This window comes from Stieleria neptunia (genome assembly GCF_007754155.1).
GTDB lineage: Bacteria > Planctomycetota > Planctomycetia > Pirellulales > Pirellulaceae > Stieleria > Stieleria neptunia.
Genome location: NZ_CP037423.1, coordinates 7061239 through 7076246, shown reverse-complemented (window position 1 = coordinate 7076246; position 15008 = coordinate 7061239). Strand labels below are relative to the sequence as shown.

The following is a 15008-nucleotide window of genomic DNA, read 5'->3' as shown; positions in this document are numbered from 1 at the left end:
TTGCCCATCCGTGATAAAGGAGAGACTGTCGTGTTGTGGGAACTGTATCAACAATCGCAGATTCGCGATGCCAGCGCAACGGCAAGCAGGGCGGAATCGAAATCACGAAACATCAGCTACGAGATCGCTCGGCTGGAGGACAAAGTCGAATCATTGGCGCTGACGTGCCAAGCGCTCTGGGAAGTCGCCCGTGACCATTCGGGACTCAGCGATGAGCAACTGTTGGCCAAAGTGAGTGAGATCGACTTGCGCGATGGAGTGGCCGACGGAAAGATGGGAAGCGGTACGGAGTCGTGCCGCAAGTGCGGACGCACGATCAGCAAGCGACACATGAGCTGTATGTACTGTGGCGAGCAGATCGCCAAACGGCACAGCTTTCAGCCGTGATTTGCCGGTCGGCGGACTGGCCTTCGCCATTCGCGTTCACCGCTCGAAGAAAAGAGAATCGGTAGACGGAACCATCCCTGTTGAGAGCAACGAGCCTCGCCGGCTGACAAGCCGTTAGACTGTGAGTCGCAATGAAGTTACCGTGAGTGACTGTCGCGAAGCGTACACACAACTCGTCGAGGCGAAAAATCAATGAGAACGACATGCAGAACAATGCTTTCCGCATGCCTGGCGATCGTAACAGCGGTCGTGAGTCTCGTCTCGACGGTGCAGGCGCAACAGGACGTGCACAAAGAACTCATCTTTCCACTGGAAGATTGGCACAATCATGGCTCTTGCATCGTTGAATGCCCCAACGGGGATCTACTCGTTTGCTGGTTCCACGGCAGTGGCGAGCGAAAAAGTGATGACGTGAAGATCCTGGGCGCACGATGGGTCAAGCAATCTGGGAAGTGGACGAAACCGTTTTTGATGGCGGACACACCTGGTTTTCCCGATACCAATTGCTGCATGATCATTGATCAAACGCAAACGCTATGGCTGTTGTGGCCAACGATCCAGGCCAATCGGTGGGAAACGGCGTTGATGAAAATCAAGAAGTCAACCAACTACACGATGCCGAACGGTCCACCGAAATGGGACTCGATGCGTGTGATGCATGTCAAGCATCAGGGTGACTTTGAAAAAATAGTCGCGGCCAAACTGGCCGACGTCGTCGGCGACAATGAACCTGGCGATGAGGCCAAGAGATGGATCGCCGAGATCAACAGGCAAGCCGGCGATAAGCTGACACGTCGAATCGGCTGGTTCACACGCGCCCATCCGCTGATGTTGCAGGATGGCCGGATGTTGGTCGGACTCTACTCGGATGGCTTTTCTTTTTCGCTTGTTGGGATCACAGACGATTTGGGCAAGACGTGGCGATACAGTGATCCTATCGTGGGCGTAGGCAACATCCAGCCGAGTTTCGCGACCCGCAAAGACGGCTCAATTGTCGCCTACATGCGGGACAACGGACCACCCCCAAAACGCGTCCTGGTGTCTGAGTCGAACGACCGTGGTGAAACGTGGGGCAAGGTCGATGATCATCCCACCTTGCCAAACCCGGGAGCAGGCTTGGAATTGATGAAGCTACGCGATGGCGATTGGCTGTGCGTCTACAACGACTTGGAAGACGGTCGACACAGCCTGGCAGTTTCCGTCTCGCACGACGAAGGAGCGACGTGGAGCAACACGCGTCATTTGGAACAATCGCAACCTGGTCAGGGAAGTTTTCACTACCCGTCCGTCATCGAGGCTTCCGATGGCAGCCTGCATGCGACGTACAGCTACTTTGTTCCGACACCCGAGGGCGAACGGAAAAGCATCAAGTACGCAAAATTCAGTAAACAATGGGTTCTGCACGGTGGCGAGTAGGGTGCCCGCAAGCGCGGCATCGTGCGTGACTGCCTCGCCTTCCGTACACTCGATTCGACTTCAATCGCCACGACGTGGCGCCGTCCCGTTAGAATTCTCTTGCCACAACGCTTCGGTGCAATTCTGGCAAAACTCAATTCGATTGGCACGCTCCCAGCCCCAGTTCATTTATGTCCGCATTTACCGCAGAAATCATCGGTACGATGATGCTGATTTTGTTTGGCAACGGCGTCGTTGCAAACGTTGTTCTCGAGCGTACCAAGGGCAACGACGCCGGCTGGTTGACCATCAGCGCCGGATGGGGAGTCGCGGTGTTTATCGGAGCGTTTTGTGCCAACGAATTCAGCGGTGCACATATCAATCCGGCGGTGTCGATTGCAATGCTCGCCGCCGGGAAGCTTTCGTTGGGCTCGACGATCACCTACATCATCGCTCAGATGATCGGCGCGACGATCGGCGCGGTACTGGTTTATTTGTTCTATCGCCAGCATTTTGCTGCGACACGCGATCCGGATGCCATGCTGGCTTGCTTTGCCACCGCGCCGGCGATCCGCAACAACCTCCAATCGTTTCTTTGCGAAGTCGTTGGAACGTTCGCCTTGGTCTTGCCGATCTTCTTGATGGTCACGCCCAGTTTGATCCAGGGTGATGTGCCGGTCGACTCCGATCCGCGACTGGGCCTTGGTTCGCTGGGTTACTTGCCGGTCGCGCTGCTGGTGTTTGGAATCGGCATGTCGTTGGGCGGAACGACCGGCTATGCGATCAATCCGGCTCGCGATCTTGGTCCACGAATTGTCCATGCGTTGCTGCCCATCGAGAACAAACGGGACAGCGATTGGGGGTATGCGTGGGTACCAATTGCCGGCCCGATCGTCGGCGGAACGTTGGCGGCAGTCGCCTTCCACCTTTTAAAGTAAGCTGCGCGGCAGCGCACGGAAACGAAGTGAAATTCGACAGTGCCCGCGGACATCACGCAGGCTGGCGGTCGGAGTCCGTTTGGGATCATGGGACTTGGAGGTAACGTATTTGAATGGGAAGAAACGTCGTACGTTCTCACAAATTGGTCGGGTAATCTTTCGCGCGGTTATCGCGGCGGTGCCTACACAACCAACGCTGCCCTCGGCTTGTCGTCGACGTACCGCATTTGCGAAAACAATCCCTCGACCCAATTTTTCCTAACATCGGTTTTCGTGTCGCAAGTCGCGGCTCGGCCGCCGTTGTTCCCGAACCGAGTTCGTTTGCCATCTTCGGTGCCTTTGGCCTGATGGCGATGGGCTATCGAAGGACGAGGCAGTCGAGGCGATCGCCTAAAATGCGGAGGATGGTCCAGCCGAAGCGGCGAAAAGTGTCGCTCTCGATAGGACCAATAGGACAGATGCGACCTACAAGTCCTATTTGTCGAATTGGTCCCATTGCACGATTGTTCCCCCATCCTCGGAGCAACGGCAAAACAATGGGGGCAAAACAATTTTAGACTCTGATCGTTTTGCCCCCATCGTCTTGCCCATCGTTCGTTGTCCATCGTTCGTTGTCCATCGTTCGTTGTCCATCGTTCGTTGTCCATCGTTCGTTGTCCAGTCGAGCAACAATGACTGACAACTGAGGTCGCCGCGGTTGCATCGACCTGTGAAGGAACCAACGATCGGTTGGAGGATAAAACGTTGACCGACGTGGTCGGTGAGCGGCCCACCGGCCGCAATCCCGGTGGGCGCGTTGGTCCCTTTTGGGCGCCCCGTGACCTTGAATCAAGCGCGCTAAGCCCGGAGCGTTCTGGCGAGGCTTTACTCTTCAACCACCCAGGTTGCTCCCCTGAATCGACCACTTCAGAATGTAAAAGAGTCCGGTCATGAAGGCCGCAGCCAAAATGAAAAACAGGAAAAGACTGCCAACGCTTCGGGGCGTTGCCACCGGGTGATGCAGTCGATTAGTCCACCGATCTCTTGACAGGTGATCCCAATAGTGCCCCGACATATGTGACAATCCCGAATGCAGAAAGTATCGCGCCGTTTGGATATAGATCACAGCAGGTAGCAGAAAATATTTCGCCGGCAAAAAGGCATTGACCCCGATCAAGACCCAGTGCCAGAGTGTCTGCCCAGCGGATTTCGGCTCAGTCAAGATCGCTGCCGATGACATTTCAGACGGGGGAATGTCTAGCGGTTCGAGCACTTGCGACATGTAATGCATTGATTCGTCGCTACGCGTCTTCCAGCCGGTCTGAGTCCCATGGACGGTTCCGTGTTGGTCGATGTAGATCAATCGTCCCACTTCATTAAATTGCATGATTCCCAGGGGGACCTTTGCAACAAGATCGCGTCCGTTGACGACGCAATACGTGACGTCCTTGAGGGTCTGGTCGGCTCGCCCATGGACGACTTGCTTGTCATAGCGAGATGCCGTGCCCGCAAAGCAGGCTTTGGGGGCGCCGAACGTGATCACCGAACGAATGCTGTATTTTGAGCAAAGGTCCATCGCCGCCAGATGTGCCATCGCGCCGCCAAGTGAATGCCCCGTCAGCAAAACATCGTCGAACTGTTTTGAATGATCCGACAACCACTGCGTCAGCTCGGGTTTCAAGCTTCTCCATGCCCAACCAAATCCGAAATGACGGAGCGGCCAGAAGAATGGCCAAAAAAGAAGATCAACAATCCAGTCCACCGCGCTCGCCGAACCGCGGAACGCGATGAAAGCAGTGCGGCCCTCGATGGCCGCAATCAATTGAGCATCAGGAAACCGAGAGAGCGTCAGGATTTTCGTAAATCCGTTATGGTCAAGCGTTTGAGCAGCAAATTCAAGCGGTTCATAGACAAGACAGCTTAGCTCCGTCGCGTTTTGCAGGTCTGCCGCAGTCGGCATGCCGGCGACGGCGGGGGACGCCGCCGGAGGTGCGATCGGAGGAGCAGAATTGTCAGGTTGTGTGCGAATGGTCGTCGTCATCTTCATCGGTGCAAATCGCCTCCATACCGTCGGGTAGAGCCAGGCATCGCGGCTGTGCAATTCCGCACGGATGATTGTCGGTCCTTGTGTTGATTTTGCCTAGGCCGGTCAAATCCTGGAGACGGCCGCGCCGGAGCGTTATGTTAGGATCTGGTCGAGACACATCGCCGGTCTGACGGAGCCGCTCAATTCTCTCGTTCGAGATTGGATCGTCTGCTCAATGGAACTATCTAAGCAAAGAACGCCGGAGCACTTCAAGGTGATGATGTCGAAGACGCAGCGTTTCCTTCACAACAGCATCTTGGTCGTCTTGTGGGTCTGCATCGATTCACAGGTGCTCGCCGATTCATGCGTGTGGTCGAGACAGGAAACCGGGGTTTCGACAGGCGGTCGCTATTCTGTCGTTGTTTCCCCCCCGGCTTGGCCAAACCGGCCGTCTTGGAAATATGTTTGGCGCGATCATGATACGGATGAAACACACAGTGGAGTGATTTCGCAGATCGATTCACATGCCCACCTGAGCGTGTTGGTGTCCGATGACGGCCAACGATTCGCCATCGCTGACCTTCACGCCGGTTTTCGATCCCGGGATCGCATTCTGATTTACGAGCCAACTGGCGAACTCATTCGAAGCCTGGGCATCGGTGACATCTTGTTTTTTCCCGAACGGGATCAGGTGTGGAGTACGGTCAGCCATACGTCGTGGGTCGGGTACGACAAAGCCCGCAAGTCATCGATCTGGATCGGTGAAGATGACAAGAGCCTGGAACTGATGACCAAGGCAGGCGAGACCGCGCGGATCTCATTGCGCGATGGAACCGTCAGGCGTCAGCCGTGGACCATCGAATTGCAACGATACATGCTGTGGCTGTGGTTGACGGGGGCTCTTTTACTGGCACTTGCCGGCAGGTTCATCGGAAGTCGTTTAGGAAATGATGCGGATCGGTTACCGCGACAGATGGCATACGATCTTTGCGCCGCCATGGTCGCGCTGCTGGGCATCTTGGTTTGGACCGTCTGGCGTTTACAGAGCAATTGGTGGTTCTTTCGAGTCGACAATTGGAGCTTCATGCGGTCCGGTGTCTTTGCCGTCATCGGCGCACTATTGATCGTCGTTTTCCTTGGTCCCGGTCGTTGGACGACGAAGCTGGTTTCGGTCAGCATTGGAGTGGCAGCCATTGCACTCGCCGTCGCGTTGACCTATGGGACGTCGTTAGAACCTTTGGCGTTTACCTCGCTGGGCCTTGCCGTTTCTTTGAGCATCCTATCAGTCGTGGTTGCAAGAGTCGGATTCACCATCGACCCCTGCTCGGCAGCGCAAACCGTCACGCTGCGTCGCCAGTTTGGAATCCATCAGCTTCTGTTTTGCATCGGCTTTGTTGCCGTTTGTTTCGCCATCGTGAACCTTCAGGTCTCCGAGCAACTCGTCAGTCACCGCAGGCTTGATCGTGTTCTTGAAGGGATTTTGGTCGCCTTGTTTGCGATTACCGTCGCATGGACGACCTTGACATCAACGCCAGGATCTCTTGTCAGGAGCGGGGCCGTTTTGATTGGTTTAACCGCGGCGATCATGCTTGCACCTCAAGTGTTTTGGCGGCGGGGTTTCGATCTGAAATTGTGGCAGATGGTGCTGTGCTGCAATTCGTTTTTGATGCTGACCCTCTTGGTTTTTCGCGTCCACGGTTATCGTCTGACGCAACGCCCACCCAGGCGAGAATTGACAGGGGATTCTGGAGCGAAATGAAACGTACCCGTCGATCGAACCGATGAATCCACCTCGACTGCAAACACAAGGAATAAGTGGTGGGAATGGGGACCGGAAAATGGTTTAGTTTTGCACGCAGACGAACTTTCACATGATCAACGACGCGAGCTGGGCATTCAATCCATCGATCACGCGGCGTGGTTTGATCGTCATGGCGGCCGTCGTGTCCACGTCTCCCCCGACGCGAATCGCCGTGCTGATCGCCGCCGCGTAGTCGTCTGGCGAGTTTAAGAATGCATAGAGACTCCAGATCACACTTGGAATGACAAACGGTGAGATGCGGTTCCAGTCGCTTTTTGCTCCTGGCTCCAGCCCCAACACCGCAATCCGATCGACAGCCTCGTTCATGGAAAGCTCCAAGAATCCCGACAGTTGTCGCAGGCTTTGCGCGAAGCCCTCATCAACCGTCGCCGTGAATTCCGCCAGTTGGGAAACAAAGGCTGGTGGGTCGATAGTTTTCGATCGCAGAGCCAGATGAACGGCAATGGCAATCGCGACCGCACCGGCCGAGGCCCGCGGATCCTGGTGCGTGATTCGACCCTGGTTGTAGGCAGCTTGAACCACGTGACGCACGTCCCCAAACATCAGCCCAATCGGGCCAGCCCGCATGGCACTGCCGTTGCCAGCTGCCGGCGCCGGCGTTCCGGCTTCGTCCCAAGACAGATCGGCCGCCAGACGCATTGCGGCATGATGGGGCGTCATCCCGCGACCGACGATCCGGTCCTCCACGAAGATCGCGTCGATCCGCTTGGCGTAATCCGCCGGATTGAATTCGCCGCAGTCGACGAAACTCTGAATCAGTTCGCGAGCCAGTTGTGAGTCGTCTGTGTACTGTCCCGACCAAGCGTTCTCGTCCAGTTGTCCCTGCAGCCATGACCGCAACGGGCCGGCAACATAGACCTCACAGTCCTCCCGCGGCCAGCCTTCACGGAGAACCCCCAGCGCGTCGCCCAGGCACTGACCGATGACGCAGCCGCTAAAGTGAATCTTGTGGGGACGACGCATGAATGTTCTCTCCATGCGGTAGGGAGGATGGATCTACTTTCAGTCTATCCGACCGAAACGAAGTCTGCGATCTGGATGATCATTTGGGTCACGGATTGGAGCTGTCTGGAAAATTGAGTCGTCACTGTGACAGTCGAAACCGAGAATCGACTCGGTTTGCACGCGGTTTAGCGATTGGGACCGAACGGTTCGTAACAAGAGAACACTTCCCGATGTTGATAGCGACACAGTTTGCTGGTCATCCAACCGCATGAACGTCTCCTTCAGCTTGGGCAGGGGCTTGCCGCCGCGCGATACGTCCCCCTGAAGGATGGCCGTGCAGTTGTTGTCCTGGAAAATCCAATGGCCGGTCCCACTCAGTTGCTGGCCGTCTAGTTGGCCCCCAGTCACTTTCCAGCCCCATCGAGATGATGTGTCTTTCCAGACAGTTTTGCCTGCTTTCAACGTGTTCGTTGGGCCGTTCGACTGCCAAGCGCATCTCCACCGCCACGCGTCCGGCCGCCACCACTGCTGATTCGCCGTTTCGGCGCAGTTTTGAGGGAATCAGGTCTGGGAGTTGTGAAAACTGCAGCGAAGCGAGTTCGCGAACTCGCAGCGGTCGATGCAACCGACTGCGCGAAGAAATCGCGTTTTCTCTGTTCGGTGCGATCGCACTCCTTCATTCTGGCTCCCTTCTCCCCCGCGGCGAGAGCGAGTGGTGCTCGCTCTCGTCGTGGGGGAGAAGGGCTGGGGATGAGGGGGCACGTCCTTCCATCCGCTCGTCAATCGCCTGCTCGATCCGGCGCCGCACGGCAACAGCATTCCTCAAGACCTCGTAACCGAGAACCCGCACGACGTGATATCCTCCCTCGGCCAAATATCGGTCGCGACGCTGATCATGCTGACGGCCTTCATTGGTCTGATGAGGTTCACCATCAACCTCAACAATCAACTTCAAGGCCACACAACAGAAGTCGACTGTATACGGAGAAATTGCGTATTCGCGCCGAAACTTCTGATTTCGACACCGGCGATTGCGCAACATTTGCCAAACATCCTGAGCAAACTCGTTTGCGCGGACCCGTTGATCGCGGGCGAAGGAAATCGCCTTTGGATCCCTTCGAGCTCTTCTGTTCATGCTGCCCCTACGATTCAAGGGTGACGCCTGCTTGCCCCCTCATCCCCAACCCTTCTCCCCCTTCGATGAAAGCGAGCACGACTCGCTTTCATCGAAGGGGGAGAAGGGAGCCAGTATAGAGGTAGGCCGGCCACCGAGTGGAAATCGCAAATTCGCACTCTGTCCAATGCCGGACGCAGATTGAAACGCCCGCTTTCACCGCATCGGTTGGACCAACCGATGCAGGTTCCCCAACAGGCTTCGGCGCGTCGGTGTCGGAGACCGTTGCAGCAGAGGTGTCGATTTGTCGACGCCAATTCCCCGGCCACTGGCGCGCTGACACGCCGGTCCCGAGTTGCCCAGGAAGGCCTGTCCTGGGTCCGCAGGCGGTTTTCAGATCCAGTGCTTGGAACCCGTGGCAAGTGAGTCGCACGCCGCACTCGGCCGCTTCTAGCTTGAATTCTCGTCGGCATCGGGCGAGACGCCTCTTTTTTCATCACCGCGGCGATGGTACGGAAGAACTTGGGTGACCACTCACCGCTGCGGGGGCCGCTCATCCCCGCATTCTCCTGCAACGAGCAAGCGATGGTAATAGGCCATGTGTGGCGACAGCGCAAACGGATAAAGCCGGTCCTGCGTCTCTGGCCCACGCCGGGACCCATGATTTTCGGTCGCAGGGGCCCGCATAACTGAAGGCATAAGTCGTTTCTGAAGACCGACTTAGAAGTGGGCGTTGAGGGACTCGAACCCCCGACCCCCTCGGTGTAAACGAGGTGCTCTAGCCAACTGAGCTAAACGCCCTTGGGGGGATGCGATGGTTGCCGCGGATCGGCAAGGGACCCTGCGGGGTCGCAGTGGTTTCGCATCGACCGTGGGCGCGCTGCTGGCGCCCGGGTGGTTATGGTTCGGATCGACCGAAAGTTGCCGAGCGGTGACAGAATTCCGCCGATTCAGGCAACGTTTTTCGCGGTCGCGGCTAGCGGCCGAGCATCCGGGCTCGCTTGTTGCGTCGCTCTGCCTGGATCTTCTGGCGGCGACGAATTTCGCTGGGTTTTTGGTAATGCTCGCGGCGACGCATTTCTTTTTTGATTCCGCTGCGTTCGACCAATTTTCGGAATCTTCGGACTGCCTCTTGAATTGTTTCGCTGTCACGGACCATCAACTTAACCATTGTTTCTCCATCTGCATCGTTGGAACCTCTGATTTTGAATTGGAATCGCTACCACACCCAGATCGGCCCCCCAGAGTGTGCCGTCAGCCACACTTGGGTGGATTTCGCGCAGGGGCCAATTGAGAGACGCGGGAGTGTAACGATCGGCACACCACTCCCGCAACGGCCATCCTTTTCGGATTGATCAGAATTCCCACGGTTTCTGCCTTTTTTCTCCCGCCGGCCCCGGTGATTCGCCGCCGGGCGCGACCGGAACGCACAAATCATCGTCGCGGTTGTCCACCGCTCCGGCAGTCCGCCGGAAATTCGGCAGAACTCCGATAACCGGCAATCTTTCCCCAGACGAGCTGACTGGTTTGTTTGGAGCGGCACGCACGATCCTTCCCCCTTTCGTCCGATGGCAACGGTGCGACCGCTTCGTTCGCTCGCCGCGTCGCACCGCATCCGTTGTCCCCCTCGATCCGAAAGTTCTCGCCGATGGCCGTCCCCCCGCATCACTTCGATGACGAACCCAATGAGTCGCAACCGGGTGGATTGCTGGGGGAGCTGGAACGGCGGCAGGACGACGTGCTGGACCAGCTGGACGCACTCGATGCCAAGCTCTCCGAAGTCCTCAAGGGGCTCGAGCCCGCCGCGGAACCGACCGGCGAATCCGCGGCCGAAGTGGCTGGGGGAGACGCTGCCGCACGCCGCAGTGCTCTCAAGCTCGCGCTTGAAGAGGATTCCCTGGAGGATGACGGGCTGCAGGATGACGACGACGATGACTTCGAGCCGGCCGAGGACTGGGCGTAGCGGTTTTGGGGCTGGAGTGCCGATGGATTCAGCCGGTTCACGCCAACGTCGGGGCGGCGGGAGCCCAATGCCATCTACTTTGGCACTAGAGGTGTTAGCGGAACGGCGCGAGCGGGCCGTCGATTTAGTGAGCCGCGACGCGTAAGCGGCCGGGCACTGCGACGAAAGCCCGAGGCCTTACGGCCAGCGGCTCACCATTGACTCTGCAGATCCCGACTAAATCGACAGCCCGCGAGCCGTCCGGTTGCGCTTCAAAAACACCGTGAAAGACCGGAGGGCTCGCGCCCTACCGCTAACAAAAACACCCCGCTTGGCGTCAAAGTAGATGGCATTGGGCGGGAGCCTCCGGTGCATTGCGTGACAAGGCGGAGCCTTGTCACGAGGAGGAATGAGGGGAGCGATGGCAGAATGATTCGGGGCAGAATGATGAGGGCGCGTGGGTAGGGGCGGAGTGCCTTAACCAGTGGGAGAGGCCTGGTAGGCGTCGCGGAGGATTTGCATCGTATGCCTGGGGCGGATCGGCGATCCGCGGCCGCGCAGATGGTTGGCGATCTGTGTCAAGCAGCCAATGTTGCCCATCGCCACCACGTCCGCGTCGGTTGCCACCACGTTTTCGGCTTTTTGGCGTCCGAGTGAATCGGCGATCTCGGGCTGGTCGATATTGTAGGTTCCGGCCGAACCGCAACACAGGTGTCCGTCGGCGATCTCCACCAACGTCAGTCCCGGCACCTGTTCCAACAAACGTCTCGGCTGCGATCGAACGCCTTGGGCATTGGCCAAGTGACAGGCGTCGTGATAGGCGACGCTCTGCGGTGCCGGGGACGCGGGAAACGGTGCGAGCTCACCCAGGCGGATTAGGTAAACCGAGACGTCGCAAACGCGTTTGGTAAATTCCACCGCACGGGCTTCCTCTGGCGTGCCCTTAAGGATCAATCCGTACTCGTGCAGCCCGCTGCCGCAACCGGCGGCGTTGGTCACGATCGCATCGATGTCGCTGGGAAACGCGTCCAGATTCTGCTTGGCGAATGTTTGTGCTTGCCGCAGATTGCCGACGTGCCACGACAGCGCCCCACAGCACCCTTGCGACTTCGGCACGATCACTTCGATCCCGTTTCGGTTGAGCACTTCGATCGTCGCCGCGTTGATGTCGGGATCCAACACCGTTTGGGCGCAGCCGGCCAGCAACGCCACGCGTCCGCGTTGCTCGCCCATCGCCGGGTAGACTTCACGCAGCGGCATCGCCTTGGGGAGCGATTCGGGCAGCAGGTCCAGCATCACACGAATCGGGCTCGGCATCCATCGCGCAAGCGGTTTCATCAATCGCCCGGAGAGGGCTGCCAAGCGGAATCGTTGCGGATAAGGAAGCGTCCACTGAGCCAGCGTGCGTTTGAAACGATCGGCCAGCGTGCGTTTGCGTTTCGACTCGTGGATCGCTCGGAACGGGCTGATCAAATCACCGTAGGGCACTTCCGAAGGGCACGCCGGGACGCACGCCAGGCAGCCCAGGCAAGCGTCCAGGTGTGGTGCCGCGGTCTCGATCGGCAACGTGCCTTCGAGCACCTCCTTCATCAAGATGATTCGGCCGCGGGGGGAATCGGTTTCGCGGCCGAGCTCTTGATAGGTCGGGCAGGCCGACAGACAAAACCCACAGTGCACACAGGTGCTCACGGCGTCGGCCATCGTCTGGCCCATCGCGCCGTGCTGGGACGTCTTGATCTCGTGTCGCATCATTCACCTCCCAGGTTGGGAAAACGTCCGGGCGGGTCCATCGCGTCTTTGATCTTCTGGTCGATGGGGGCGGAGCGGCGAGTGCCCAGCATCCAGCGCCCGGTTGATCCTGGATCGCTGCGGAGGACCAAGCCGGTCATTGCCGAATCGACCAAGAACGAATCGACGTCCTGGAGCATGTCGTCGGCGACGGCCAGCCATCCGATGCTGCCGGCAACGCTGGCGTGCAGGCAGGCTTTGTCGCGACGGTCGTCGCACCAGGTTGCCAGTCGCTGCATCTGCTGCAAGACCATCGGGATTTTGACGACAGAGCGTCGATTCGGTCCGCCAAAGCGAAGCTGCATCAGTGGTGTCCATGATTGGGCGGTTTGTTCATCGGTCATCGGTTCGACGGTGTGCGTTTTCAGGCAACGACGGATGTCGGTCGCGATCGCATCGCAGACGGGTTTGGCGCCGCCGATGCGAACCCAGATCGCACGAGACTCGGATCGGTAGTCGATCGCATCCAGTTCCCAGCGGCCTCGCGCCAGGGTTGCGATCATCAAGGACGCTTCATCGTGGTCGGCGGCTTGCAGCTGATAGGTGTGGAATTCACACGGCCGTGGGAAGACTTTGAAGGTCAGCGCGGTGATCGCCCCCAAGCGGCCGCAGCTGCCGACCAGCAGTTTCGGGATGTCGAATCCCGCGGCATTCTTGACGACTTTCCCGCCGGACTGGATCAGGTTTCCATCACCGTCGACGAATTGGGCGCCCAACACAAAATCTCGCACGCCGCCGTAGCGATGCCGACCGGGACCACTGAGTCCGGCGGCCAGCGTGCCGGCGATCGTCGCGGCGTCACCCGCCGACGCGTCGGTTCCCGCTGACGCGTCGGTCCCGGCCAACAAGGGGTCGAACGGCAGGTACTGGTTCTTCGCCGCCAGGGCCGTGTTGATTTCGGCGAGCGTCGTTCCCGCCAGCGCGGTGAACGTGAACTCCGACGGTTCGTATTCGATGATCCCCGTCAGCGACCGTGTGGTGATCAATTGTGTCGGCGCAGCGAGCGACGAAAGCGCCGGCTTGGTGCGATTGCCGACGACCAGAATCGACTCGCTGTGGCGGACCAATTCTTGCAAGGCTTGGACCGAATCAACGCTGGTGAATTCACTCACGGCTGATCACCCCGGCCTTTTCCAGGGGATGCAGTCCGTGGGACGAGAGTGCAGGTGCCTCCGCGCCCGGGAACATTTTGCCGGGGTTGGCGATCGTTTGGGGATCAAACGCGGCTCTCAATCGATGCATCAATTCCATCGTGGGTTCGTCGTACATTTTGGGAAGAAACTCTCGCTTTTCCATCCCGACGCCGTGTTCGCCGGTGATCGACCCGCCCATCTGGACACACAGGTCGAGGATCTTTCCGGCCAGTGTTTCGGCGCGTTCCAATTCACCGTCGACCGAATCATCGAACAAAATCAGCGGATGCAAATTGCCGTCGCCGGCGTGAAAGACGTTGGCGACACGTAGCCCCGAGTCTTTGGAAAAACCTTCGATCGCTTCCAGTGCGTCGCCTAACCGCTTTCGCGGGACGACGCCGTCTTGGACCAGAAAATCTGGACTCAGTTTTCCGACGGCTGAAAACGCACTCTTGCGACCGGCCCAAATCCCGGCGCGTTGGTGGTCGTCGGCGGCGACGACGGTTTCGAACGCGTCGGTCGCGGCGATGATCGATTCGAGTTGCTTCTTTTCGGCATCGATTTTTTCACGCGGTCCTTCCAATTCGACGATCAACACGGCGGCGGCCCCCTTGGGATAGCCGCACTGGGTCGCGGCTTCGGCCGCTTCGATCGCGAGTGCTTCCATGATTTCCATCGCGCCGGGCAACAGCCCCGAATCGATGACCGCCGAAACCGCATCGCCGGCCGCACGCAGGGATCGGTAACCGACCAGCACCGTGTGAAAACACTCCGGTTTGGGCAGCAGACGCAGCGTGATTTCCAACGCGACCCCGAACAATCCCTCGCTGCCGCAGAACAGTCCCGTGAAATCCGGGCCGACCGATTCCAGGGACTCGCCGCCGAAGCTGACGATTTCTCCGCTGGCCGTGACCGCTCGAATCCCGATCACATGGTTGGACGTCATGCCGTATTTCAGGCAGTGGGCACCGCCGGAATTGAACGCGATGTTGCCGCCGATGGTGCAGATTTTTTGGCTGGACGGATCCGGTGCGTAATACAGGCCGTGTCGCGCGGCGGCCGCCGAGACCTGCAGATTGATGACACCGGGCTGGACGACGGCGATTCGATTGTCGGGATCGACTTTGATGATTTGCCGCAATCGATTCAGCGAGATCACGATGCCGTCAGAGACGGGCATCGACCCGCCGGAAAGGCTGGTGCCGCTGCCACGGGCGACGAAGGGCACCGCGTGCTGGTCACACCAACGCACCGTCTGGACGACTTCTGTTTCGTTTTGCGGGATCACCACCGCCAGCGGCCGACAGCGAAACGCGGTCAGCCCGTCGGATTCAAATGCCGCCCGCGACGCCGCGTCTTCGCTGAGCCGACCGGGCGGCAACAGGTCGCGAAGCGTTTGCAGGTGGACCGATGACATGGCATTTAAACCGGTGGGGAGGGGGCGGCGGGGATCGTTGGACGACGTCTTTTCCGGGGCGTCGGGGCGAGCCCTTCGGACGACGGCCCGGAAGGGCCGTCGTACTTGCGGAAAGGCGAGCC

The 15008-nt window shown here is 58.6% G+C and carries 14 protein-coding genes and 1 tRNA gene; 6 read left to right on the top strand and 9 right to left on the bottom strand.

Annotated features, from left to right (window positions below):
- The first annotated feature begins 30 nt into the window (after nucleotides 1-30).
- The 4 genes from Enr13x_RS24590 to Enr13x_RS39890 all read left to right on the top strand — a co-directional run bounded on the left by Enr13x_RS24590 (nucleotide 31) and on the right by Enr13x_RS39890 (nucleotide 3277).
- On the top strand, nucleotides 31-387 hold the full coding sequence (locus tag Enr13x_RS24590) for a hypothetical protein (protein WP_145389471.1): 357 nt from the start codon (nucleotides 31-33) through the stop codon (nucleotides 385-387).
- 213 nt (nucleotides 388-600) lie between these two features.
- Nucleotides 601-1803 carry a sialidase family protein gene (locus Enr13x_RS24585; protein ID WP_145389470.1) on the top strand — a complete coding sequence of 401 codons (1203 nt, stop codon included), beginning with the start codon at nucleotides 601-603 and terminating at the stop codon, nucleotides 1801-1803.
- A gap of 170 nt (nucleotides 1804-1973) precedes the next feature.
- Nucleotides 1974-2720 (top strand): MIP/aquaporin family protein, encoded by a 747-nt coding sequence (locus tag Enr13x_RS24580; protein ID WP_145389469.1) that lies wholly within the window; start codon nucleotides 1974-1976, stop codon nucleotides 2718-2720.
- Between the two features lie 227 nt (nucleotides 2721-2947).
- A complete protein-coding gene (locus Enr13x_RS39890; protein WP_145389468.1) occupies nucleotides 2948-3277 on the top strand; it encodes a PEP-CTERM sorting domain-containing protein in 330 nt (109 codons plus the stop codon).
- Between the two features lie 314 nt (nucleotides 3278-3591).
- On the opposite strand, the gene Enr13x_RS24570 is transcribed toward Enr13x_RS39890, so the two are convergent.
- Together Enr13x_RS24570 and Enr13x_RS24565 are read right to left on the bottom strand one after the other, a co-directional pair.
- Nucleotides 3592-4746: a lipase family protein gene (locus Enr13x_RS24570; RefSeq protein ID WP_145389467.1), complete on the bottom strand. Its 1155-nt coding sequence runs from the start codon at nucleotides 4744-4746 to the stop codon at nucleotides 3592-3594.
- A gap of 499 nt (nucleotides 4747-5245) precedes the next feature.
- Entirely contained in the window at nucleotides 5246-5437 is a 192-nt protein-coding gene (locus Enr13x_RS24565; RefSeq protein WP_145389466.1) for a hypothetical protein, read from the bottom strand.
- Nucleotides 5438-5599: 162 nt separating this feature from the next.
- Between Enr13x_RS24565 and Enr13x_RS24560 the strand changes: the two genes are divergently transcribed.
- Nucleotides 5600-6484 (top strand): hypothetical protein, encoded by an 885-nt coding sequence (locus Enr13x_RS24560; protein WP_145389465.1) that lies wholly within the window; start codon nucleotides 5600-5602, stop codon nucleotides 6482-6484.
- A gap of 108 nt (nucleotides 6485-6592) precedes the next feature.
- Here Enr13x_RS24560 and Enr13x_RS24555 read toward each other — a convergent pair whose 3' ends face one another.
- The 4 genes from Enr13x_RS24555 to rpsU all read right to left on the bottom strand — a co-directional run bounded on the left by Enr13x_RS24555 (nucleotide 6593) and on the right by rpsU (nucleotide 9777).
- On the bottom strand, nucleotides 6593-7510 hold the full coding sequence (locus tag Enr13x_RS24555) for an ADP-ribosylglycohydrolase family protein (protein ID WP_197455325.1): 918 nt from the start codon (nucleotides 7508-7510) through the stop codon (nucleotides 6593-6595).
- Nucleotides 7511-8168: 658 nt separating this feature from the next.
- Complete coding sequence (locus Enr13x_RS39885) at nucleotides 8169-8627, bottom strand: endonuclease domain-containing protein (protein WP_145385343.1); 459 nt, start codon at nucleotides 8625-8627, stop codon at nucleotides 8169-8171.
- A gap of 706 nt (nucleotides 8628-9333) precedes the next feature.
- Nucleotides 9334-9407: transfer RNA gene (locus Enr13x_RS24545), tRNA-Val, on the bottom strand.
- Nucleotides 9408-9582: 175 nt separating this feature from the next.
- Entirely contained in the window at nucleotides 9583-9777 is a 195-nt protein-coding gene (gene rpsU / locus Enr13x_RS24540) for a 30S ribosomal protein S21 (protein ID WP_094417928.1), read from the bottom strand.
- Nucleotides 9778-10254: 477 nt separating this feature from the next.
- On the opposite strand from rpsU, the gene Enr13x_RS24535 reads away from it, so the two are divergent.
- On the top strand, nucleotides 10255-10569 hold the full coding sequence (locus tag Enr13x_RS24535) for a hypothetical protein (RefSeq protein ID WP_145389463.1): 315 nt from the start codon (nucleotides 10255-10257) through the stop codon (nucleotides 10567-10569).
- Nucleotides 10570-11025: 456 nt separating this feature from the next.
- Here the strand turns inward: Enr13x_RS24535 and Enr13x_RS24530 are convergent, their stop codons facing one another.
- The 3 genes from Enr13x_RS24530 to Enr13x_RS24520 are packed head-to-tail and all read right to left on the bottom strand — an operon-like array spanning nucleotide 11026 to nucleotide 14886.
- On the bottom strand, nucleotides 11026-12300 hold the full coding sequence (locus Enr13x_RS24530; protein WP_231743758.1) for a (Fe-S)-binding protein: 1275 nt from the start codon (nucleotides 12298-12300) through the stop codon (nucleotides 11026-11028).
- The gene (locus tag Enr13x_RS24525) at nucleotides 12297-13448 is read right to left on the bottom strand and encodes an FAD-binding protein (RefSeq protein ID WP_145389462.1); all 1152 of its coding nucleotides are present in this window, start codon (nucleotides 13446-13448) and stop codon (nucleotides 12297-12299) included. Before Enr13x_RS24525 ends, Enr13x_RS24530 begins: the two co-directional genes overlap by 4 nt.
- Entirely contained in the window at nucleotides 13441-14886 is a 1446-nt protein-coding gene (locus Enr13x_RS24520; RefSeq protein WP_145389461.1) for an FAD-binding oxidoreductase, read from the bottom strand. The genes Enr13x_RS24525 and Enr13x_RS24520 overlap by 8 nt, the downstream gene beginning before the upstream one ends.
- Nucleotides 14887-15008 lie beyond the last annotated feature (122 nt).

Bases quoted from the DNA above. Each gene is read 5' to 3' on its own strand.
- Enr13x_RS24535 (WP_145389463.1), top strand. From the start codon at position 10,255: ATGGCCGTCCCCCCGCATCACTTCGATGACGAACCCAATGAGTCGCAA.
- Enr13x_RS24585 (WP_145389470.1), top strand. From the start codon at position 601: ATGCTTTCCGCATGCCTGGCGATCGTAACAGCGGTCGTGAGTCTCGTC.
- Enr13x_RS39885 (WP_145385343.1), bottom strand. From the start codon at position 8,627: ATGAACAGAAGAGCTCGAAGGGATCCAAAGGCGATTTCCTTCGCCCGC.
- Enr13x_RS24580 (WP_145389469.1), top strand. From the start codon at position 1,974: ATGTCCGCATTTACCGCAGAAATCATCGGTACGATGATGCTGATTTTG.
- Enr13x_RS24565 (WP_145389466.1), bottom strand. From the start codon at position 5,437: ATGGCTGACCGTACTCCACACCTGATCCCGTTCGGGAAAAAACAAGAT.
- rpsU (WP_094417928.1), bottom strand. From the start codon at position 9,777: ATGGTTAAGTTGATGGTCCGTGACAGCGAAACAATTCAAGAGGCAGTC.
- Enr13x_RS24570 (WP_145389467.1), bottom strand. From the start codon at position 4,746: ATGAAGATGACGACGACCATTCGCACACAACCTGACAATTCTGCTCCT.
- Enr13x_RS24530 (WP_231743758.1), bottom strand. From the start codon at position 12,300: ATGATGCGACACGAGATCAAGACGTCCCAGCACGGCGCGATGGGCCAG.
- Enr13x_RS24520 (WP_145389461.1), bottom strand. From the start codon at position 14,886: ATGTCATCGGTCCACCTGCAAACGCTTCGCGACCTGTTGCCGCCCGGT.
- Enr13x_RS24560 (WP_145389465.1), top strand. From the start codon at position 5,600: ATGCTGTGGCTGTGGTTGACGGGGGCTCTTTTACTGGCACTTGCCGGC.
- Enr13x_RS24555 (WP_197455325.1), bottom strand. From the start codon at position 7,510: ATGCGTCGTCCCCACAAGATTCACTTTAGCGGCTGCGTCATCGGTCAG.